This window comes from Streptomyces cacaoi (genome assembly GCF_006539165.1).
Lineage (GTDB): Bacteria > Actinomycetota > Actinomycetes > Streptomycetales > Streptomycetaceae > Streptomyces > Streptomyces cacaoi.
Genome location: NZ_BJMM01000012.1, coordinates 161,793 through 182,827 on the forward strand (window position 1 = coordinate 161,793; position 21,035 = coordinate 182,827).

Genomic DNA, 21,035 nt, shown 5'->3' on the forward strand with positions numbered 1-21,035 from the left:
ACCGGTTCATGCGCTGAGGGCCGCAAAGACGAGGTATGACGTCACCGTTCCCGCAACAGCACCAGCGATGGTCTGGGCGGGCGTGTGGTCACCGAGAGAAATACGAGACCAGGCAATCACCAGAACGACCGGGGCAGCGATCCACATAAGCGGCCCGTAGGTGAGGGCGAGCATGGCGAGGGATCCCCCCGCGACGGCGGTGTGCACAGAGATCTTCCATACCGCCGTCACGGGCAGCAGCACGGCCAGGGTGGCAAGCATCGCGACGACCAGGGCGAACATCGCCTGCGGGGCGCCGAACCAGAGCATCCCGCCGATGCCGGCGCCAACCGACGCCATGATGACGGGGATGAGCAACAGGCGACGCTGCCGCTGTCCGACGTGCCGGTCGGCCCACTGCCCCTTCCGGATGCCGTACTTGATGTACGCCATGGGTATCAGCGCCGCGAACAGAATGGCCTCAAGCGCCCACAGCAGTCCGATCATTGGGCTGCTCTGGGCCGCGCCGACGCCGAGACTCACCAGAACGATGACGTTGCGTGGCTCCATCCCGTCGGTGATGAGGCGGGCGGCACGGTTCTCTGCGCGGTGGGCGATGTCGGCGTTCATCATGCGGCAACTTCCTGGGACTTCTTCTGGGCTGTGATGAGTTCCGCGGTGACGGCGGCCAGACGGGGGGACGTGTAGTGGCGGGCAACCTTGGCCAGCCACGAGGCGTTGTCCAGCAGATCGTTGTGCAGGGCCAGGACGGGCCCCGCCGGCCGGGAGGCGTGCGCCTCGCCGTCGATGGCCTTCGTGCGCGCGGCTCGCAGGCAGATGGCTTCCCGCGCTGCACGTGCGTCCGCGCCGTGGAGCCCCGCGGCCCGTGCGGCGACGAGAGCCCGGTGGTGCAGGTCCGTGCTGATCCAGGGCAGCAGCTCGAAGTGCGCGTCGGAGATTTCGACGACGCGGGCGTCCAGGCGCCCGTAGAGGTCCCGCAGCCGACGCCGGTCTTCCTTCGGAGATGTGCCGTGCTTGAGGTGCGTGAGGATGACGTCGGGCGTCAGGACCGACACGAGCTCCTGCCAGAGAGGCCGCAGTGCGATCAGGCCGCGGCGGTAACGGACCGAGCGCCAGAGCATGTCCGCAGCTCGGACCGAGCTTCCGATGATCACGAGGAGGATTGTTGCTGCCTGGATGAGACTGCCGCCTCGGTGGAACTCGGCTTCGGTGAGCGGGTAGGCCCAGCCGGTGAGTCCGCAGACCAGGTAGGTGAGCCGGTAGCACGGGTAGAGGGCGCCTACGCCGGCACCGGCGGCCATCAAATACATGCACAGGCGCAGCAGCCACACATCGGTCCGCCGGGCTGCGGTGATGCAGAGCATGGTTGATACCGACAGTGCAACGCCCATGGGAAGCAGGTACATCACCAGGTGCAGCGTGCCGGGGACGTCGCCGTACTGCGGGGTGGCGAAGTCGGTGGAGCCATCAGGCGCTCTCATCGACGGTAGGGCGTACGGAAAGACCGCGGTCGCGACGGAGCCCGTGCTGATGAAGAGAGCCATGCGCTGCTTGTGGCCCGTCCAACGGCGCCACGCTGGTTCCGGATCACGGGGTGGGACCACCGATTCCACCCACCCTAGAAGCAGGGCGCAGCAGAGCATCACCAGCAGGTGTTTCGGCAGGATCGCCAGATCGGGGATACCGGTCAGGACGGCGATGCCGTGCTCGACCGCAGTCAGGCGCAGGGTGGCGGCGACTGCTAGGGCCATGAACGTCCAGCAGATAGCCCACTGTCCGGGGGTCTTGGGTCGGGCATAGAGCCGGGCGGCTACCACCGCCCACAGCGGAATGGTGGTGAGCAGGTCAATGATGTCGTCAGCAGGCACGGCGGTGTTTCTCGGTACGGGGCTTACAGGCTGTGGTGAAGCCGGTCGAGGAGATCGTCTCCACGGTGGCGGTTCTCGCGTGCGAGCTCGGTTGCCTTACGGCGTAGGGCGAAGGCGAAGCGTTCGGCTTGGTCCTCGATCTGCACGTGCTCCGGGTCGTGAGGCCCGTCCTGTGCTCGGGCACGGCCGAGCAGACACCCGGTGAGGAACGCTGAGCTGAGGAACTGGAACTCTGTGTCCGGTTCGGGTGCGGGCTCGGATATCTCCACAGGCTCATGGCCGAGCAGGAAGTGGCCGGCCTCGTGAGCCAGGCTGTGTACGGCAGCCGCGCCGGTGAGTTCCGGGGCGATCCACATGGCGTCGCTGTCGGCGTGGGGACGTGTCAACCACAAGCCGTTGGCCCGTAGTCCCTTGACCGGGGGTGCTCCGCGTAGGAGTTTCAGCGGGCGTGGGTAGAGGTCCCGGATCACGGCGAAGAGCGAGTCGAGCGTCAGGGGGTACGGGACGGGAACACGGTTCAGGGCACGCTGTATTCGACTGTCGGCGTGGTTGATCACCGGGGTACACCTACTGCAACGAGGGGGGTCAGCGACCAGTGCGGGTTCAGCCGTCGCCGGTTTCGCTCTCAAGTTGTTCGAGCTGTTCCAGGTGGGAGACGTAGCGAGCGGCTCGCGCCTGGCCGGCGGGAGACAGGCGCCGTGCGGCGCGTGCCAAAACGGCAATGTCAGGCGCTTCTTCCTGCGCCCGCTGTTGACGACGCTTCAGTTCGACGAACCGTTGTGCTTCGTCCATGACTTTTTCGGCGACCTCGCTGGGCGTTCCGGTGATCTTGAACGCGTCGAGGGGGACCTGGAAGAAGTCGGCGAGTACGGACAGGTACCGCTCAGTGGGGTTGGGGCCGCCTTCCTTGCGCATCCGCCGGATGTACTCGGCGCTGATCGTGCCCTCGCCGTGGCGACGGCAGATCTCGTCGGCCACCTGTTGGTTGGTGTACTCGACGTAGTTGCCCGGGTTGGCGGGGTCTTCGGGGGCGCATGCCTCGAACAACAAATTCAGCCGCTCCGCGAAGGAGCGGCTGGCATGGGGTGGGGTCACGGTGATGTCGGTCCTTCTCGGTCAGTGAGGGTGGGGCCACCCTACCTGCGACGACAAACCATCGTTGCACCAGGTGGGCCCTGCATCTTTTTGCCAACGATGGTTTGACACAATCCGTTGACGGTCAGTTAACGTCAGGTTGCACCTCGCGTGACACCGATGCCCGGCTCGTCCCGGAACCGACAGGGTGCCCGAAATGACGCATGTCTGATCGGGCCTCGTCTGGCCGGCCCCCTCATTGAGCTGAGCACATCCCCCATGTAATTGACGACGGGACGGATCACACCGTGACGATCTCCGACACCACACCCCGCCAAGGTCCCTCAACCGCGAGTTCGCATGTGACGGGCCCGGATCCTGTGTCCGGGACATTCACCGCGGAGAATCCTCGCGAAGTGCAGGTTGGTGTGGAGCATCCACCCGTCGAGCACCTCAGCCACAGTTCATTCCTAGCGTGCCGATGTGGCCGCCTCGACGCCGTCTTCAGTGAGGCATTCACTGCCGGCCAAGTCGATATGAGGGAGCAGGTTGTGGAGTACCTGCTGCGGATAGACGAAGCGGACACGGCCACTCTCGTGGAGACCAACGTCTACGCGTGACCTCCAAGGCTCGGCGGCTGGGGTAACGGGGGCCCGGCTGCGGTCTTACAGCGGCAGCAAAGCCGCCAGGTCAGCGCCTGCGGCATCATCTTAATTCGGTGGAGACGAAGTCGATCCCGACCGCTGCGCGGGGTGAGCGCAGCGGACGACACCGCCTGGTGGCGGTGACGTTCCGCCGGCCCGGAAGGCCGGCGCGGGCGAAGCAGAAGATGACCAGCGCTTCCAATGCGCTGGTTGTAGACAACCACCGGGCCGGTTGGCCCGGTGGATGTACGAAGGGGAGGTCCATGTCCCACGCTCCCGAGGCTGCTGTCCATGGCTGGGGCTCTTCCACCCGTGGGGAGCACCTCCCCTCGAACTGGGCTGCATTGCGTGATGCAGCCTGGCGCCGGCATCACGGGTTGTGTCAGCACGTGCGTTACGACACCGGGCGGCCGTGCCTGGCGCCGGGCGACGCCGTCGATCACAAGGTGCCTGTTTCCCAGGGCGGGACGTCCCGGCCGGAGAACCTGTGGGTGCTGTGCAAGTACCACCACGACAAGAAGACAGCGCGGGAAGCGGCAGCAGCCAGGCGCACCCGCCGGGGGGCAGCCGCACGTCAGGTATCCGGAGAGCGCGGCAGGACACTCGGGTCACTGTGACCTGGGACCTGCCGACCGGTCACGATTCGCGAACGAAGAGCGGTGCCCTACTTCGCCGCCTCAGCCGCGAGGCGGGCTCGCTTCTCGGCGCGGCTCCCTGGGCCACGCGTCCCCTCTCCGTCTTACGGGGGCACAGCACCCCCTACTTGACAAACGTACGCAGGCTTGTCAATTTCAGAGTGAGGGGCTGACCAGCAGCTCCCACTCGAACACGGAGACATATGACGGCGGTTGCGGAACTGATTGGCCTCGCCGGGGGCGAGACAGCGCTCTCGGAGATCTGCGGGAAGGCCGGCGCCGAAGCAGCCCGGCTGTGGCCGCGGTCGAATGCGGCGGACCTCGGGCAGTCGATCGCGGCGAAGACGATCGTGAACGCCGGCACCCTCGTACGGGGCATGTCCGGCGCCCAAGATCCACGCCGGTACCTGTACCGCTCCGCGGTCACCTACGGGCATCAGATCGCCGCTGACGAGGCGCAGGAAGCCCGTGTGGCTGGGTGGGCCTTCACTTCCTCTCACGCCACATTCGAGACAGCACGCGGGGCCTATGGCCCGCCCGAAGGGGTCTACTCGACAGCGGCTGTGCGCTCCGCGCTCCCCTTCCTCGGAACGGAGAGCCAGAACGATCCGCTGATGTTGGCGGTCGAGGAGAACCTGCCGCGTCTGTCCCAGAAGGACCGGGATCTCATCTTCCGCCGTCTCGTCGACGGTGAGCGGGTGACAGACCGGAAAGCGGTGACACGAGCTGTCGATCGCCTCACTCGTTTTATCAACGATCCGGCGCGATGACTCTCCATTTCTACGCCGGATACACCGCCTGGGGCATCACCTTATACAGCGAGAGGGTGCACGGGTTGAATCACTATCTGCCCTCTCTGATCCCGCGGTTGAGGCCCTCCGGTTGAGCATGACTCCCGGAGGGCCTCCCGCATTAATCGACTCAGGTGAGGCAGGGGAGGTGACCGGTGGCACTGGGCATTCGGGGTCCCGCTCCGAAGGACCCGAAGATGCGTCGCAGGCGCAACAAGGACGGCGTCGAAGTCATCGAGTCACCGTCCGGGGGCCGGCGCAACGATGCCCTAGGTGAGAGCGACAGCAGCTGGCACCCGATCGCCCAGCAGCTCTACGAGGCGTACGCGGCAAGTCCGCAGTCCTACCACTTCGAACCTTCCGACTGGGCACAGTTGCGGTACGTCATCACGGCCGTGGACGCCGGCCTCACACGGCAGGAAGACCGGATCGCGGCCGACACCGCACACGCGCTGATCCAGGCTCTTGAAGACTTCCTGACAACGGAAGCCGTGCGCCGCCGCGTACGCATCGCCGTCGAGCCAGGCCCCACGACGTGGCCCGAGCCGCAGGACTACTGGCACCCGGTGGCCACCACCTGGTTCACCTCGCTGAGCAAGTCCGGGCAGTCGACGTACTACCAGCAGACCGACATCGCCTTCGCGGTCCTGGTCGCGGAGATGATGCACCGGCATCTGATGGCCGGGCGGAACATGGGCGGAAAGATGTTGCTCGCTGTGACGAAGGCGTGTGCCTTGCTGCTGACCACCGAGGCGTCCCGCCGGGTGGCGCAGATGGAGTTGGCGAAGGTCGAGGACAACGACATGGAAGACGCGATCTCCGCACTGATGCGCGAGTACGCGGAGGCAGTGCGCTGACGAGGAGCACGACGCAGGCCCTCGGGAGAGAGGGGGTGCGTCGTGGATCCCGTGCGCTCCGTCAAGGATGACTACGTGCCCCCGCCGAACCGCACCCTCGGCTGGGGCCTGTTGCGCTGGGCCGCGGAGAATTACCGGGCCGACTGGCGGTTCATCCCCTCCCAGGTGCGCACCATCCTCCGGTGGTACGAGATCGACGAGCACGGCCAGTTCATGTACAGGACCGGCGTCCTCCAGATGATGAAGGGCAAGGGCAAGTCGCCGGTCATGGCGAGCATCGCCGGCATGGAGTTCCTCGGCCCGGTGCGGTTCTCCCACTGGGACGAGAACGGGATGCCCATCGGCACCCACCCTTCCGAGCCGTGGGTGCAGCTCTACGCGGTGAACATCGAGCAGACCAAGAACATGGTCCTGCCGCTGCACAGCCTGTTCACCCCGCAGGCGATCGAGCGGTACCAGATCGACCCCGGGCAGGAGCGCTACCACGCGCGCCAGGCCGACGGGACGTTCTGCCTGCTGGAGGCGAAGACCGCCTCGTTCCGGTCCGCAGAGGGCGCCCGGCCATCGGCCCTGTTTCTCGACGAGACGTGGCATTGGCTGGAGTCCAACCACGGGCACAAGGTGTACGCCACCGCGACCGCCAACGCAGCCAAGGTCGGCGGCCGGACGCTGATGGGCACCAACGCGTACGTGGTCGGGGAGGACTCGATCGCGGAACGGGTCCATACCGCGTGGCAGAAGCAGCAGGACGGCTCCCAGCGGCGCACCGGCTTGTACTACGACAGCGTCTCGGCAAACCCGGACTTCGACATCGAAGACGAGCATCAACTGCGTGCGGCCATCGCCGCCGCGGCCGATGACGCGCACTGGGTCGACATCGATTCAATCCTCGACCAGTGCTACTCCGGCACGGTCTCCCGCGAGGAGGTGCTGCGCAAATACTGCAACCTCGTCACGGCCGCCGATGACGCCCTGGTCGACCCCGTCGCGTGGGGAGCGTGCGAGACCGATGAGGAGCTGCGGGCCGGCGACCGGATCGTGCTCGCCCTGGACGGCGGCGAATCGGACGACGCAACGGCCGTCGTCGCTATGCGCGTGCACGACCAGCTCGTACAGCCGATCGGCGTATGGGAGAAGCCGGACGGGCCGGAGGCGAAGAACTGGAGCGTCGACAAGCAGGAGGTGTCCGACCTCGTCGACTGGGTCTTCCGCACCTACCGGGTCGAGGCGTTCTTCTCCGACACCGCCTTCTGGGAAACATACGTCAATCAGTGGTCCGAGGAATACGCGCCCCGGCTCGCGATCAAGGCGTCTGGACGGTCGCACGTCGCCTACGACATGAAGGGAAACCAGAAGGAGATCACGACTCAGAACATGGCGCTGGTGGGCGCGATAGAAGCTGGGCGGGTCAAGCACACCGGCCACTTCGGGTTGAAGCGCCATGTGGAGAACACACGGAAGCGACACAACCGCTTCGGCATCTCCTTCGGAAAGGCGTCCCGTGAATCGCCATACAAGGTCGACGCGTACGCGGCGATGCTTTTGTGTTTCATCGCACGGACACGTCTTTACGAATCCGGCAAGTTGAACACTGTCCCCAGGCGTGTGCCCTCCTTGCAACAGGTGGGGGGTTTCTAAGGAGGACCACGTATCGATACGAACATTGTCGACGAGATTGGCATCGACCCCACCGAACTCCCGGATCTGGAATCCCGGGTCGATTTCGCGCGGTCCCGGATCGAGCTCGACTACGACAGGCTCGACCTGATCGACCGGTATGTGCGGGGCCTGCACGCTTCTCCGTACATACCTCGGAAGAGCAATCCGGAATTCAAGGAGCTGGTGAAGCGGTCGACGCACAACATCATCCCGCTCCTGCTGGACGCGCCCACGAACGCCATCGCGGTCGAGGGCTACCGACGGCCCGACGTCACCGGCAACCCGCCGGAGTGGCGTTGGTGGCAGCACAACCGCCTCGACCAGCGGCAGTCCTTCGTGCACCGCGAGGCACTCGCGACGGGCAGCTCCTACGTGTCCGTGCTGCCCAACCCGGCCAACCCCAAGGAGCCGCAGGTCCGCGGGTATCCGGCGATCCGCATGATGGCAGCCTACGACGACCCGGTCTTCGACGCCTTCCCGCTGTACGCGCTGTACCTGGAAGATGTGAACTACTCGAAGAAGAACCGGGTGAAGGGCCAGTACTTCGACGACACCTTCGTCTACGAGGTCGAGGTGACGGACAAGGTCCGCATCCTCAGTCGGTTCCCCCATGGGCTCGGGGTGTGCCCCATCATCCGCTTCACGCCGAAGATGGATCTCCTGGGCCGGACCACGGGCATGGTTGAGGGCGTCATCAGGCAGCAGGACAAGCTCAATCAGATGTTCCTGAGTCTGCTGATCGCCCAGCATTACACGGGCTTCGCGGTGCGCTGGGCGACGGGGCTGTCCCCGGTCGAGCGGCTCGATGAGAATGGCATGCCGATCCTCGACCAGGACGGGCAGCCCACCTATGTGCCACCGGTCCTCGACCCTTCGACGATGCTCATCTCCCCGAATGAATCGACCTCGTTCGGGCAACTGCCGGCCGCCGAAACCAAGGACTTCCTCGACGCGATCGAACTCGTCGTACGGCACATGTGCGCCGTCACCGAGACACCGCCGCACTACCTGCTGTCGGGAAAGCTCGCCAACCTCAGTGCGGACGCGCTGGCCGCGGCCGAATCAGCCTTCACCAGGAAGGTGGACGAGATCCGACACTCCTTCGGCGAGTCCTGGGAGCTCGTCCTGCGCCTGTGCGCACTGATCGCCGGAGACCAGGGTGGGTGGGACGCTGTCGATGCCGAGGTGACCTGGGCAGACAAGGGCAATCGCTCCCTCGCGCAGGCGGCCGATGCCGGCGTGAAGCTGTTCAACATCGGTGTGCCGACTGATCTGATTTTGGCCAAGATGCCCGGCTTCACTCAGCGCGACATCGATGACGTGAAGCAGCGCCTGGAGGAGCAGTACGGCAGTGACTCCCTTGCGGAGAAGTTCGCCCAGCGCATCGGCGGACGCCCGTCCGACGAGGAGAGCAACGAGCAGGACAACGCTGAGCAGGGCAGCGAGCCCATGCCCGCGGCCTGATGGTTGACAAAAGGATTTCAAGGGCAAGTCAAGGGGGGTCTGTGAGTCAGCCCAGGGACAAGGTCACCGACCTGTACATGCAGGCGCAGGCCGCACTCGGCGCCAAGGCCGTGGAGAAGACCTTGTCCATGTGGGACGAGGTCACCCCGGCCCTGCTGTTGGGAGATCCGAGCCCCTGGCTGAAGCGCTGGTTCAAGGTGATCAATGGCTTCCGGAAGCAGTCTCACGCGCTGGGGCAGGCGTTCTATCGGCTGCACCGGGCCCTGGCTACGGGGGAGTCGGTGCAGGTCGACAGCTCAGCGGAAACGACGCTCGGTGCGCTGTGGAAGGACTTCTACCGCCTGGCGGGCAAAGCCGGCGCCCCCGGCGGCAGCGAGAAGGTGAAGCTCGATCCCTCGCCCTGGCGGAAGTACGACGAGCAGCATGCATGGCGGACTTCGGCGACTTCTCTCTACGTGAAGGGCCACGCACGGGTGAAGCGATATGAGCGCACGTACAGGGACCGCCGGGACCCCAGCGACTTCGTCGCCGGCCTTCAGGACCTCGTTGAGAAGATCGGCGTCAACATTGCCGGGGAGGCTCAGCGGATCGTCCAAAACGGCGGGAGAGAGGCCGTTGAGGAAGCGGTTGAGAATGACAAGGGGCGGGGTCGGCCCGTCGGTTGGGCCCGCGTCACCGACGGGGACGCCTGCGCATTCTGTGTGATGCTCGCCTCCCGCGGCGCCGACTACGGATCGAAGCGCTCTGGCGAACTCACCACTGAGGGACGGAAATTCCACCCCCATTGCGGCTGTGAAGCAGTTCCCGTATTCAAGGGTGACCAGTTGCATGCCACTGTCCGAGAAGCCCAGAAGCTCTGGAAGCAGTCCGGCGCCGGTTCCGTATCCGAATTCCGTGAATGGCTTGACCAAAAGAACCGAAAGGGAGACCTACATGGCTGACGAGACCGAGAGCCTTACCCCGCAGGAGCCTGGCGAGGCGCCCGGCCCCGAGGCGGGGCCGGACGAGGCAGAAAGCGAGCAGGAGACGCCGAAGCCCTCGGACATGCCGGGCGCCAAGCAGCCCGAGCCCAGCGCAGGTGAGGCGCTCACGGATACCCCGAAGGGCCAGGACGATGCCACGCCCACCGTCGACGTGGAGGCGGTGCGACGCGAGGCCGAGGACTACAAGGCGCGCTATGAGGCGCTCCGGGCTGAGTTCGAGGAGTTGGAGAAGAAGCAGGCCGAGCTGACCGACCAGGCGGACTCCGCTGAGAAGGTCAAGGCTGAGCTGGAGGCCGCGAACGGCCGTGTACAGGCGGTCGAGAAGCAGCTCCTGCGTCAAACCGTCGGGGCTCGCTATCGACTCCCCGCGGAACTCGTTGCCCGGCTGTCCGGGGATGACGAGGGGGCGATCGAGGAAGACGCCAAGAAGCTCGCCACGCTGCTGGGCGCGCCTCGCAAGAGCAGCGTCGGCAAGGGTGGGCTTGATCCGACCGAGCGGGCCTTCGACGCAAAGGCTTTCGTCCAGCAGTACCGGAAGCGCGCGGGTCTCTCCGGAATCTGACAACTACTCCCCCACAACTGAAAAGCACGACGAGAACAGCCCCTTCGGATGGCCGGCTCCCTGCCCCCTTCCAGGGGTCTTTTTTATGCCCACTTGAAGGAGCCTCCGTTTGCCTACTGCTACCAATGGAATCGTCTACACGGACAAGCTCGCATCGGCCGCCCTCGCTAACATCGAGGCGGCTGTTGTGCTTTCCGGAACTGTTCAGAAGCATCCTGATTCTGATTTCACGGGCGCCGCTGGCCACGTCGTCAACATTCGGCGCCCCAGCATCCTCAACGGCTTTCAGGAGGGCATTGACGACGGCTCTCCGGCCGGGTCACGCACGATCAAGACCGAGTCGCTGAACGAGCAGGTCCTGCCCATCAAGCTGGATCAGCACGTCTACAGCGCCATCGACCTGTCGGATGCGGAGCTGTCGCTTGGCGTCGAGGACTTCACCGGTCAGGTGGTCATGCCGCAGACGGAGGCCATCGTCAACCGCATGGAACGCGTCGTCGCCTCCGCCTTCGCCGAGTTCCCGGAGGCGGAGGCGATTGAGATCGAGGTCGACGACAACGACCGTCCAGCGAACGGTGACTACGTGAACGCCGCGCAGCAGATCCGTTTCGCTATCAGCCAGCTCTCGGCCCGGCTCACCGCGCAGAACGTTCCCGTCGCCGGGAGGTACCTCGTGCTCGGTTCGACGGTTGCGGGTTGGCTCATGAACGACCCGAACCTGACCGACGCGAGCGCGGCCGGCTCCGACTCGGCCCTCCGCGAGAGCGTGATCGGCAAGCTGCACGGCTTCACCCTGCTCCAGGACAACCGCGTCGAGCCGCTGGGTCTGTACGCGTACCACACCTCGGCCATTCAGCTCGTCACGCGAGCGCCGGTCGTTCCGGCGGGTGGCGTCGCCGCGGGGACCTCGTCCGCCGAGGGCGGTTACGCGCTCCGATGGATTCGCGACTACAACTCGTCCACCGCGAGCGAGCGGTCCTTCCTGTCGACTTACGTCGGCGTGACCGTCCTCAAGGATGCGACCCGCGACAAGGACGGCAAGGTCGTCGTCGACGGCCAGGGCAGCCCGGTCCAGTCCGTCATCCGCGGGCTGCGCTCCAAGCTCGTGCTGACCAAGCAGGCTCCCGAGCAGCCGGAGAAGCCCGAGGATCAGGAGACCTTCAAGTCCGGCGCGAAGTCCGCCAAGAAGTGACCAGCCGGGGGCGGCCACGTGCCGCCCCTCGTTCTGGCCCGAGAGGAGGCCGATTGGTCAACGCACTCGCAACGGTCGACGAGTTGGAAACGCGTCTTGGCCGACCTCTGTCAAGCGAGACGGAACGGGCCCAGGCTGAGGCGGCCTTGCAGGACGCATCCGAGCTGGCTCGCGCTTACGGAGATCCACGGTGGGGGCGCACCGAAGCACCGGTGCCCGGCGCGGTGACGTCCGTGGTCCTCGCCATGAGCGAGCGGCGCCTGCGCAACCCGGACAACTTCGTCTCCGAGCAGGCGGGCGAATACTCCTACCGCTACTCCGAGAGCGCGGCCAGTGGCTTCGCCCCCTCGAAGGGGGAGGTCGCTCTGTTGGAGAGGCTCGCGCACAAGACCCGGCTGCACTCCACTCCTGTGGACAGGAACGTCGGCATCGCCCGGAGGCGCTTCTACCCGTACGAGCCGAACGACAACACCGTCTGGGGGCCCAGTGATGGCGCGTCCCTCTGGTTCGGGGGGTGACGGATGGCGATCTGGGACAAGGCTCCGGTCGACCTGGTCGTCTACGAGAAGCCCCTCGTTGATGACGGGTACGGCGGCCAGGTGCCCGGCGTCGGTAAGGCACACAGGATTCGTGCCTTCGTCCAGCCGATCGACGCGGACGACAACAGCTCACAGGGCTGGTCGGAACCAGCGCGGTACAAGGTGATCACTAGGGATGCGCCCGCTGAGCGTTGGTCGCACGTGGAGATGGACGGCGCTTCGTGGACCGTCTCCGAGATCCCGCGGCTGCACCGCGGCTCGGCACGCACGCAGTTCGTGACAGCAGTGATCGAAAGGCGGGGCTGATGGCGAACGTCGACCGCAACACCGCCGATCTGGTGGCCGGGCTGCCCGAGGTTCTCGACGAGGTCAAGGACGCGGCCGAGCACCAGGCGGGCAAGGCCCGTGCCAAGGCCGGCCGGCATGTGGAGACCGGTCACTTGCTCAGCCACATCAAGGTCGTCCGGCACCGCAAGGGCTACGCCGTCGACTTCGATCACCCGCACATCGTGTCCGTCAACTACGGCCACTGGCTTCGCCGTGAGAAGGCGGGACCGAAGCTCAAGTGGGTCGACGGAATCGGAGTCATCGAGGAGGCACTGTCGTGACGCCGGTGCTGCCGGACGCCGAAGGCATTGTGCTGGAGGCCCTGCGCGCCTACCTGCCCGAGTTGGGAGGACGGCCGGTGACGCACGTGATCGCTATGCCGAACGACTGGGGGAGACTCTTCCCGCTCGTCATGGCGCGGAAGTCGGCTGGCTCCGCCGTGGACCCCCGGTACTTGGACTCGTCCGTCTTCACCGTCCACGCCTTCGCCAGTGACCGCAGGGAGGCGTCTCTCCTGGCCCGCTCCGTCAGGCAAGCTTTGTACACGGCGGCTCAAGCGCAGTTCGCGGCCACAGAGTACGGCGGCTACCTGTCGCACTTCCGTGAGGTCACCGGGCCCATGTATTCGGCAGGGGACACGAACCTCAATCATCCGGACATCTACCGGTTCGTGGCCTCCTACCTGCTCAACACCCGCCCGAGCTAGGCGCCTCCAAAGACCAAACTTCCAAAGTTCTAGCCCTCTCCCAGGGGGCTTTTTTCATGCCCATTTTCAGGAGGAGGTTCCTTGGCTCATGACGTCATTGTGCCTGGCACCGGTTATGTCTACGTAGCAGAGGCCAGTACGCCGGCCCCCGCTTTCCCGTTCGCGCCGGCCGAGGCGCCGGACGGATGGACGAGTATCGGCAATACGAGTATCGAGAACGGCATTGAGATGTCAGTCGACGGCGACGACCCGGAGACTCTCGGCTCGTGGCAGGACCCCAACATCACGTCGACTAACCCGTCCAAGACGTATTCGCTCACGATCAACCTCGAAGATATCACGGTCGAAACCCTTCAGCTGTACTACGGCGCCACAAAGGACGCCGTCGACAAGGACGGCAATTTCACGATCCCGGCGCAGCCCACCCCGGTTGAAAAGGCCATGTTCATCATCGCCTCCGACGGATCGAACGTCGTCGGCTGGTACTACCCACGCACCTCCATTGTCGGATCCGACTCCATCACTCTGGACCCGACCGCGATCACCGAGGTGCCCGTAAAGGCCACAATCCTCAGCGGCGTAATCAGCGGCCGGACCAGCCTCGGAAAGGTCTTTCCGAAGGCACCGCTGAGTGAAATCCCCCCGCCGCCGTCCGAGTAGTACAAATACCGGCCCCTGGCTCTGTTTCTCCCTTTCCGGAGCCAGGGGCCTTCTCGCCCGAGAAAGGGAAGACACCATGAAAGGGATTACTTTGTCTATTCAGCTCACCTTCGATGACCTCCTCAACGAAGCCACTACCGCTCCTGGCGTGGAATTTACCGACGCCCACGGAGAAGTCATCACGATCCGCCCCTTCGAAAGCCTTCCGGGCGCGGACTTCAAGCTCGTCCTGAAGTACATCGATATCCTCCAGGACGATAAGACCAAGGAATCCTCGAAGATCGAGACCATGGACGCGTGCCTTGTGACCGCCTGCGACAAGCGGACCGCCATGCAGGAGGCACTCGATTCCCTCCCGCTCAAGTCCCGGGAAGCAATCTTCAATGCCTGGATGGAGACGGCTCAGGTCCCGGAATCCTGACGCTCCGCTCGATGATCGACGACCACGGCACGGAGATCACTGCGGATTTCCGCAGGTACTACGGGCTGGACATTCTCGATGTCTTCCGAGGTTCCCTATCTCCTCGCCGGTGTCTCGCACTGATTGCGGAGCTTCCTCTCGATTCGGCATTCCACAACCGGCAACTCTCCGACGAAAAAGAGAGAGGCTGGGACCGGACCGCGTTCATGCTTGCTGACGTTATCGACGCCATTCATGGGCTCCATACGACCGTAGCCAAGTCCAATAGCAAGAGCCCCCGCGGCGTAAAGCAACCTCCCCCGTACCCCACCCCACGGCGCAAGACAAAGGAGACAACCTCCAACCCCTTCGCCGAGGCCCTACGTGCAGAGCCGCCAGCAGGTCAATCGAATAATTCTTCGTTTCCTATTCCACAGGACGTGCTTTCCCGATCCGGGATGGGGGGTGACGGCACTCCGTTCAAACTGACGTAAGGGGGTGCCCATGGCTGCCGGCGCCAGCCCCGGAGGAAAGACGGTAGGGCGCGTAAATGTACGCGTCCTGCCTGACACCTCCCTCTTCAAGCAGCGTCTTGAGGCATATCTCGCCCGAGTCGAGGCGATGACCGAGGTGTCCGTCAACCTGGACCTCGACACGAGGCGAGCCCAGGCACGGCTCGAAGAGCTCACCCGCGACCGGGAAATAGACATTCGCGTTGATGCGGATACTGCCCGCGCACGGGCACAGTTGGCTGCGATCACGCGGGACCGGCACGTCACAGTGCACGCGCATTCCAACCGCCGCAGCCTTACGCAGGTGGGCCGTGTCCTCGGTATGACGGTGCGCACAGCGCTCAGTTCCGTATATCTGGCCGGGTCCGCGCTCGCCAAGGTCGGGGCCATGGCCCTTTCTGGTCTGGGAAAAGCAGCGGGCTGGGTCGCGGGGAAGCTGAACGAGGCGGCCCAGTGGGCCAGCCAGGCTTTCCGGACGGTCAGCCAAGCCCTGTCAAAGGCTGGGGAAAAGGTTGACGCCTTCGCCACCGTGATGGGTGAAATGGCGGCGAATATATTGGTCAACTCGACCAATATACCGATGCTCATTGTGCAGATGGCCATGATGTCGGCGATGTTCGGCCTGGTCACGTGGGCGGCTATCGCCCTGGTGGGGGCCATCGCCGCTCTCGGGTCTGCGCTGGTGGTGATCATCAGTTCCGTAATTGCCATTCTCAGTCTTCTCGCTGTGATGGCTGCGGCCATGGTCGGCGCCGCGATTGCTGTAGCGGCCCTTGCGGCTGCGCCACTTGCCGTGCTCGGCGTCGGCGCGCTCATCATCGCCCAGAACGAGAAGATGAAGAAGTCCTTCGCCTCTTTGAAAAAGAAGGTCTCGGGCATCTTCACCAAGGCCGTTCAGCCCTTGTTTACGGAATTCAAAAAGCAGATTCCGCTGATCAACAGAATGCTTGACAACTGGGCGCCGGAACTCAAGCGCGCCTTCGCTGCCGCCTCGAAACACCTCGAAGTTTTCATTCGAGGCTTCATGCGCGGGCTGACATCGCTGACATCTGCGCTCGCCGACGCGATGAGCACCAGCGGTTTCGCGCGGTTCGCTCAGTCGCTTGCCGGGCTTATGAACACCGTAGGCCAATCCCTGGGGCGCTTCTTCCAGATTTTGGCCGTCCACGGGTCGAAGCTCGCTGTGGTGGTCAACGAGATCGGCAATTCGGTCAGCATGCTGCTGCCTTCCTTTGCACGACTCCTCGTCGCCCTATCGTCGGGGGCGCCGGCTGTCGGCAAATTCGCGGAGGGAGCGGCCCGGCTCATGGATGCCATGAGTCCGCTGTTGTCGGTGGGGCTGAGTTCCAGCGGATTCGCTGCTTTTATGCAGAGCATATCCGACGGATTGGCAGTCCTCGGAAAATCCGTGGGCACCTGGTTCGCGACGGCGACCAAGCATGGGGCCGCTTTCGGCGACGCCTTCGAATCCATGATGGAGCTGCTGGCCCGCACTGCTACGCCGATGGCTGAACTCATGGCGGATTTGGCAGAGGTAACACCTCTAGTGATGGGCGCTTTGAGTGAGTCCTTCGAGAATCTTATACCCGTACTTTCGAAGTTTCTCACCGCTTGGGCCGAAGCGTCGCCGGAGATTATCGAATCCATCACCGATGCTATCATCGGGCTTCTCAATTACTTCTCCCGAGGGGAAGTAGTCGAGGCGATAACTGAGCTGACGCAGAGCTTCATAGATTTTTTCGCGGAAATCCTGAATGCCGACGTGCTGGATACACTCATCAGCATCAGCCAGCTTTTCGCTGAAATGATGGGATTCTTGGCTCCGATAGTCGGTCATTTGCTCCCTTACATGCTTTACCTGATGGTCCCTCTCGTCACAGCCTACGGGATTTTGCGTTCGGTTGTGAGCGCACTATGGGACGCGATTTTGGCATTCGTGTCCTGGTGCAGAGATGCCTGGAGCTCCTTGGCAGAGACTACCGGCCACTACTGGCAGGTGATCAAGGGCTGGGTTGTGAATGCAATATCCACAGCCTCCGATTTTGTCGGGTCATGCATTTCCACCATAAAGGGTTGGTGGAATGGGCTCAAGGCGCAGGTGCTGTCCATCTGGTCGGGTATCGGCGACGGTATTCGTCGGGCGATGGAGGGCGGCAAACGGTGGGTGTCCAAGGCGATAAGCGCCATGACGGGTGCGTTCGAGGGCCTGAAGAATGGGGTGAAAGCGGTGCTCAACACCATAATCGGTTGGTGGAACGGACTGGCTGACCATCTCAAAATTCCCAGCTGGGTCCCGAAGGTCGGAGGAAAAGGGCTACCGCACATCACTCCCTTTTCTGCCGATGTGAAACTGCGTATGGCTCCGGGCCTCTCCCCGTTCACCATGCTGGCTGCTGCTCCGCTGCCTACTGGGGACTCCTTTGACACGCAGCCAGCCAGCCAGACCGCATACCGCACCAGCGCGCGACTCCTGCGCGATGTCTTCGGTGACCGGGACCGCGGTGTCGCACCGCAGCCGTCGCCCCGTACCACAACGGTCAATGTCACGGCGAATACAGACGCCAATCCGTACGAAATCGGCCGCGAGGTGGCCTGGGCTCTGCGCACCAGAGCCGTCGTCTAGAGAGGAGATACATGGCGGAGTTGGAAGAATGGACCTGCGAATACGACGGGCTCATATTGAATTCCCCGGACTCTGCCATATTCATCAAGGAAATCGAAGGGCTTCTCTCACTGCCCGACATCCGGTCGTCCGACCTGGAACTTGTGCAGCGCGATGGCCTGTGGCCGGGGGACGACTTCCTCGGCGGCCGGGAGATCACGCTCTCACTGCGGGTACAGTCACGCTACGACGACCAGTTCGCCCGAGTGGTCAACGCCCTCCAAACCGCCTTCGCGGCTGGGCGTGAGGAGCTGCCGTTCCGCTTCCGGCTGCCGGGCCTGTGTCGCGGCGAGACCGCCTTCGTCATGTGCCGGCCACGTAAGCGGGACGTCACGATGACCGAGGCGTTCGCCCGGTACGCGACAGACGTCACCGTGAGCCTGTTCGCCACGGACCCGCGCCTGTACTCGCAGGAGATGCGTAGGACGCGCGTGACGACCACGGCCGCCCCGCCGCTCGGGCCCACCGAGGGCCTGGCGGTGCCCATGGCCGCTCCCCTGCTGTTCCAGGAACGGCAGGGTCCCCTCCAAAAACCAAAGTTCCAAAGAATCGAGGTCCGCGGCTCCGAACCGGTACGGCCGCTGGTTCATTTCGAGGACGCGGTCAACCCTCGCCTCACGCACGTGACCAGCGGCGCTCACTTCGAGGCCCGCTCCAACGGGGAGCTGCTCGCCGACTTCGACACGGGCACCTTGAGCGATCCCAGGGGGCGGCCACTGCCGAACGCCCTGGCGGCTCCGTCCTCGACGTGGCTCCGGTTCGCCCCGGGCGCCAACTGGGTCGCTCTCACGCACGGCGACGAATTCACACAAGCACGAGCAACGATTTCCTGGCGGGATGTGTGGGTGTAGATGGCTGACTTCGTCTATTTCCGGGACGGTGAAACGTATTCCGCCGCCCAGATGTCTGTGTACACCGACATGGTCCTCACCGACGGCGGTGGGGGCCATCTCCTTGCGTCGGTAGGGCACTTCGCACCCCGCGCCGACACCGGCTCGCGCTCGGTGGTCGTCGCGAGCGGAACGGCCTACCTCGCACTGGTCGGAGGCGGGCACAGGCCGCTCGCCAGCGCAGGCGGCTCTGTCGAGGTGCCGGCGAGCACGGGAACCCCGCGGCGCGACTTGGTCGTGCTGCGCACCGATGGCACGCAGGTGCTCTACGAGCTCATCCGAGGCTCAGGCAGCAAGGCACCTGATCGACCGGCCGAGGCCCTTGCTGTCGCCTGGGTGGACATCACGGCCACCGGCCAGTTCAGCATCCGCGACGTGCGCTTCAGCGGTGCCTACAAGGACCAGTTCCTCTCTCCTGCCCCGGGCGTGGTGGGCGTCGACTGGGGCGGCGTCCTGCCGGACATCTCCTTGTTCCGCCGCGGGGCTCAGTGCGTCGACATCGGCACTGGCCAGCGGTGGACAGCTCACGATGAGAGTTGGCACACCCCGGACTTCGGCCCGTGGAAGGAGGTGTCCCTGGTGAGGTCCTTCACCGATTCGAAGGCCGGGACGATCACCCCGACCGGTGAGCTGTACATCCGGGAGTCCTCGGACTCGTGGCAGATATCCGGTCGGGTCGGCATCGTCTATTCCAAGGACGAGGCCGGCATCGCGTGGGGCGATTACCACGTCATCGGCTACGCCCCGGAGTCCATCACCCGGCCGATCGCTAACGCATACGCAGCGGCAGGACAGACCATCACCGTCAACGGGCCGGTGTGCCGCATCGCCCTGCGCAAAGACCTGAGTATCGAGGCCGCGACGGTCGGCCATGTCCGCAACCTGTACATCAACACCTCCTTGGCGAAAGACCCGTACAACTACGACCTGATGGAGGTCAGTTGATCGCCACTGGGCACACATACGAACTCCTGCACGTCGAGGCCCGCACGGGCGCGGTCATCGAGCCGCTACCGATCGCGTCGCTGAACTACGTGGACGAGCTCAACGCAGCCGGCTCGATCAGAGCGGAGATCCCCGCCAACGTCCCCGGGATCACCAGCGACTCGTTGTGGACTGGTGGGTCCGGCCTGGTGGTTCTCCGGGACGGGGACCCGGTATGGGGCGGGTTCTTGTGGGCAGCCGACGCCGACCTGGATGCCAACAAGGTCAGCCTGAGCGGCACCGGGTACTTCTCCCACTACGAGAACGTCCACCTCGACCGCGGCTACAACGGCAACAACAGCAAGGTGAACCAGAGTTGGCATCTGCGGAACTGGATCGAGTACGCCAACAGCAACGGTGGCATAGACACCGACACCCGGTACATCAACACCGATGCCGTCTCCACCCGCCGGTCTTGGGACGTCAGTGAATTCAAGTCCATCGGTGATGCCATTGAAGAGATCGCCGAAGATGACCGGGGCTTCAATTTCCGGATCATGCCGTTCTGGATGAATAGGGGGAAACTGGTTGGAAACCGCTTCGTGCGCACCTCGCGGGGCGGTTCCGTCGTTCCTTTCAGGCTGGTGCACAAACAGACCTGCAACGTGAAGAAGGTGACCTACGACTCCGCGTCGCTGGCCACCCACGCCTACGCCCTCGGGGCCCAGGACAAGTCCGGTCGCCGGCCGATCGAGTCGGCGACGAATGCTGGCCTGTATGCGCGGATGCCCCGGAAGAACGTGGTGAAGTCCTACACGGACGCGAAGGACCGGCACACACTCCGCTCCAAGGCTGCCTCTCTCGCTAGCGCAGGGAAGACACCGATCGCCGTCCCCTCGCTGACGCTGTATCCGGACCTCGACCCTTTCGCCTTCTCCCCCGGGGACACCGGAACCGTGTACGTCCAACAGGGATACGTCAGAGTGAACGATGATTTTGTGATCACCTCCCGGTCCATCAGCGTCGATACGGCCGGGCGGGAAGAGACGAGCCTGTCCCTCGCCAATAAGGAGGTGTACGGGATTGGCGAATCAGAGTAATGCCATGCCTCCCTCACTGGTGCGAGAGCTGGCGGACATACAACGGCGTCTCTCCGCGCTGGAGCGCAGCCCTCGTCAAGGGTCGGTCAACGAACCGCTGCCCGTGGGCAATAGCTCTTCCCGCGACTTGGAAGGCACAGCCGGCGTGTTGGGGTACGTCAACTCAACCGGCATGAACATGGAGGTGGTGCACGTTGCGTTCCCATTCTTCATCCCGGAATCCGGCGGGAAACTCGCGGATGTGTCCGCCGAGTTCTGGCTGGAGAGCGCGCTGGGCGGGCGGACCGATTCCCTCGCAGTGAGCACGTCGAAGGTCGGAGACTATTACACCCATCTCGCCTCCTTCTGCTGGATCCACTCGGACCCCATCGGATTCGACGACTCGTGGATTTGGAAGACGATACGCGTGCATTACAAGGCCACCAAACGCGACAAGGAATCGGGGCTGTGCGTCTTCGCAGGCCCACCGAGTTACGCCGTCGGGTTCCCCCTCGGAACCTATGCAGAGGAGAGTATCTCCGGCCATCCACAGGTTGACGGCTCGCTCACCCTCATCCGCAACAACCCAATTTATCAATGAGGTGGA

The 21,035-nt window shown here is 64.3% G+C and carries 25 protein-coding genes; 21 read left to right on the forward strand and 4 right to left on the reverse strand.

Annotated elements, in window-relative coordinates; translation table 11 throughout:
- Positions 1 to 6: 6 nt before the first annotated feature.
- Genes SCA03_RS14585 through SCA03_RS14600 form a run of 4 tightly spaced genes read right to left on the reverse strand, consistent with a single transcriptional unit; the run spans position 7 to position 2,963 of the window.
- Complete coding sequence (locus tag SCA03_RS14585) at positions 7 to 612, reverse strand: phosphatase PAP2 family protein (RefSeq protein WP_230988675.1); 606 nt, start codon at positions 610 to 612, stop codon at positions 7 to 9.
- Positions 609 to 1,868: an MAB_1171c family putative transporter gene (locus tag SCA03_RS14590; protein ID WP_086814132.1), complete on the reverse strand. Its 1,260-nt coding sequence runs from the start codon at positions 1,866 to 1,868 to the stop codon at positions 609 to 611. The genes SCA03_RS14585 and SCA03_RS14590 overlap by 4 nt, the downstream gene beginning before the upstream one ends.
- A 23-nt stretch (positions 1,869 to 1,891) precedes the next feature.
- Entirely contained in the window at positions 1,892 to 2,425 is a 534-nt protein-coding gene (locus tag SCA03_RS14595) for a hypothetical protein (RefSeq protein WP_086814134.1), read from the reverse strand.
- 46 nt (positions 2,426 to 2,471) lie between these two features.
- Positions 2,472 to 2,963 (reverse strand): hypothetical protein, encoded by a 492-nt coding sequence (locus tag SCA03_RS14600; protein WP_086814136.1) that lies wholly within the window; start codon positions 2,961 to 2,963, stop codon positions 2,472 to 2,474.
- 287 nt (positions 2,964 to 3,250) lie between these two features.
- Here SCA03_RS14600 and SCA03_RS14605 point away from each other — a divergent pair, with 287 nt between their 5' ends.
- The 21 genes from SCA03_RS14605 to SCA03_RS14705 all read left to right on the forward strand — a co-directional run bounded on the left by SCA03_RS14605 (position 3,251) and on the right by SCA03_RS14705 (position 21,029).
- On the forward strand, positions 3,251 to 3,562 hold the full coding sequence (locus tag SCA03_RS14605) for a hypothetical protein (protein ID WP_141275426.1): 312 nt from the start codon (positions 3,251 to 3,253) through the stop codon (positions 3,560 to 3,562).
- A 287-nt stretch (positions 3,563 to 3,849) separates the two neighbouring features.
- The gene (locus SCA03_RS37245; protein WP_086814140.1) at positions 3,850 to 4,203 is read left to right on the forward strand and encodes an HNH endonuclease; all 354 of its coding nucleotides are present in this window, start codon (positions 3,850 to 3,852) and stop codon (positions 4,201 to 4,203) included.
- Between the two features lie 221 nt (positions 4,204 to 4,424).
- Positions 4,425 to 4,991 carry a hypothetical protein gene (locus SCA03_RS14615; protein ID WP_086814142.1) on the forward strand — a complete coding sequence of 189 codons (567 nt, stop codon included), beginning with the start codon at positions 4,425 to 4,427 and terminating at the stop codon, positions 4,989 to 4,991.
- Positions 4,992 to 5,167: 176 nt separating this feature from the next.
- Complete coding sequence (locus SCA03_RS14620) at positions 5,168 to 5,869, forward strand: phage terminase small subunit (protein WP_443098230.1); 702 nt, start codon at positions 5,168 to 5,170, stop codon at positions 5,867 to 5,869.
- 42 nt (positions 5,870 to 5,911) lie between these two features.
- Positions 5,912 to 7,507, forward strand: coding sequence for a terminase large subunit domain-containing protein (locus SCA03_RS14625; RefSeq protein WP_086814146.1), 1,596 nt, complete (start codon positions 5,912 to 5,914; stop codon positions 7,505 to 7,507).
- A 99-nt stretch (positions 7,508 to 7,606) separates the two neighbouring features.
- Complete coding sequence (locus SCA03_RS14630; RefSeq protein WP_268932832.1) at positions 7,607 to 8,992, forward strand: phage portal protein; 1,386 nt, start codon at positions 7,607 to 7,609, stop codon at positions 8,990 to 8,992.
- 41 nt (positions 8,993 to 9,033) lie between these two features.
- Positions 9,034 to 9,933 carry a VG15 protein gene (locus tag SCA03_RS14635; protein WP_086814151.1) on the forward strand — a complete coding sequence of 300 codons (900 nt, stop codon included), beginning with the start codon at positions 9,034 to 9,036 and terminating at the stop codon, positions 9,931 to 9,933.
- Positions 9,926 to 10,537 carry a DUF3450 domain-containing protein gene (locus SCA03_RS35095; RefSeq protein WP_086814153.1) on the forward strand — a complete coding sequence of 204 codons (612 nt, stop codon included), beginning with the start codon at positions 9,926 to 9,928 and terminating at the stop codon, positions 10,535 to 10,537. Before SCA03_RS14635 ends, SCA03_RS35095 begins: the two co-directional genes overlap by 8 nt.
- 109 nt (positions 10,538 to 10,646) lie before the next feature.
- Positions 10,647 to 11,729, forward strand: a complete 1,083-nt coding sequence (locus tag SCA03_RS14645) for a major capsid protein (protein WP_086814155.1) — start codon at positions 10,647 to 10,649, stop codon at positions 11,727 to 11,729.
- Between the two features lie 245 nt (positions 11,730 to 11,974).
- Positions 11,975 to 12,247 (forward strand): hypothetical protein, encoded by a 273-nt coding sequence (locus SCA03_RS14650; protein ID WP_141275428.1) that lies wholly within the window; start codon positions 11,975 to 11,977, stop codon positions 12,245 to 12,247.
- Positions 12,248 to 12,250: 3 nt separating this feature from the next.
- Positions 12,251 to 12,574, forward strand: a complete 324-nt coding sequence (locus tag SCA03_RS14655) for a hypothetical protein (RefSeq protein WP_086814159.1) — start codon at positions 12,251 to 12,253, stop codon at positions 12,572 to 12,574.
- Positions 12,574 to 12,876 carry a DUF5403 family protein gene (locus SCA03_RS14660; protein WP_086814161.1) on the forward strand — a complete coding sequence of 101 codons (303 nt, stop codon included), beginning with the start codon at positions 12,574 to 12,576 and terminating at the stop codon, positions 12,874 to 12,876. The genes SCA03_RS14655 and SCA03_RS14660 overlap by 1 nt, the downstream gene beginning before the upstream one ends.
- Complete coding sequence (locus SCA03_RS14665) at positions 12,873 to 13,301, forward strand: phage tail termination protein (protein WP_086814163.1); 429 nt, start codon at positions 12,873 to 12,875, stop codon at positions 13,299 to 13,301. Before SCA03_RS14660 ends, SCA03_RS14665 begins: the two co-directional genes overlap by 4 nt.
- An 81-nt stretch (positions 13,302 to 13,382) precedes the next feature.
- Positions 13,383 to 13,961: a phage tail tube protein gene (locus tag SCA03_RS14670; protein WP_141275429.1), complete on the forward strand. Its 579-nt coding sequence runs from the start codon at positions 13,383 to 13,385 to the stop codon at positions 13,959 to 13,961.
- A gap of 76 nt (positions 13,962 to 14,037) precedes the next feature.
- Entirely contained in the window at positions 14,038 to 14,382 is a 345-nt protein-coding gene (locus SCA03_RS14675) for a hypothetical protein (protein WP_086814167.1), read from the forward strand.
- A gap of 11 nt (positions 14,383 to 14,393) precedes the next feature.
- Positions 14,394 to 14,855 carry a hypothetical protein gene (locus tag SCA03_RS14680; protein ID WP_141275430.1) on the forward strand — a complete coding sequence of 154 codons (462 nt, stop codon included), beginning with the start codon at positions 14,394 to 14,396 and terminating at the stop codon, positions 14,853 to 14,855.
- 10 nt (positions 14,856 to 14,865) lie between these two features.
- Positions 14,866 to 17,496, forward strand: coding sequence for a hypothetical protein (locus SCA03_RS14685; protein ID WP_141275431.1), 2,631 nt, complete (start codon positions 14,866 to 14,868; stop codon positions 17,494 to 17,496).
- A gap of 11 nt (positions 17,497 to 17,507) precedes the next feature.
- On the forward strand, positions 17,508 to 18,386 hold the full coding sequence (locus SCA03_RS14690) for a hypothetical protein (protein ID WP_086814171.1): 879 nt from the start codon (positions 17,508 to 17,510) through the stop codon (positions 18,384 to 18,386).
- Entirely contained in the window at positions 18,387 to 19,370 is a 984-nt protein-coding gene (locus tag SCA03_RS14695) for a hypothetical protein (RefSeq protein WP_086814173.1), read from the forward strand. It abuts the gene before it with no gap.
- Positions 19,367 to 20,449, forward strand: coding sequence for a hypothetical protein (locus SCA03_RS14700; RefSeq protein ID WP_086814175.1), 1,083 nt, complete (start codon positions 19,367 to 19,369; stop codon positions 20,447 to 20,449). The genes SCA03_RS14695 and SCA03_RS14700 overlap by 4 nt, the downstream gene beginning before the upstream one ends.
- Positions 20,433 to 21,029, forward strand: a complete 597-nt coding sequence (locus tag SCA03_RS14705; protein ID WP_141275432.1) for a hypothetical protein — start codon at positions 20,433 to 20,435, stop codon at positions 21,027 to 21,029. Before SCA03_RS14700 ends, SCA03_RS14705 begins: the two co-directional genes overlap by 17 nt.
- Positions 21,030 to 21,035: the final 6 nt, after the last annotated feature.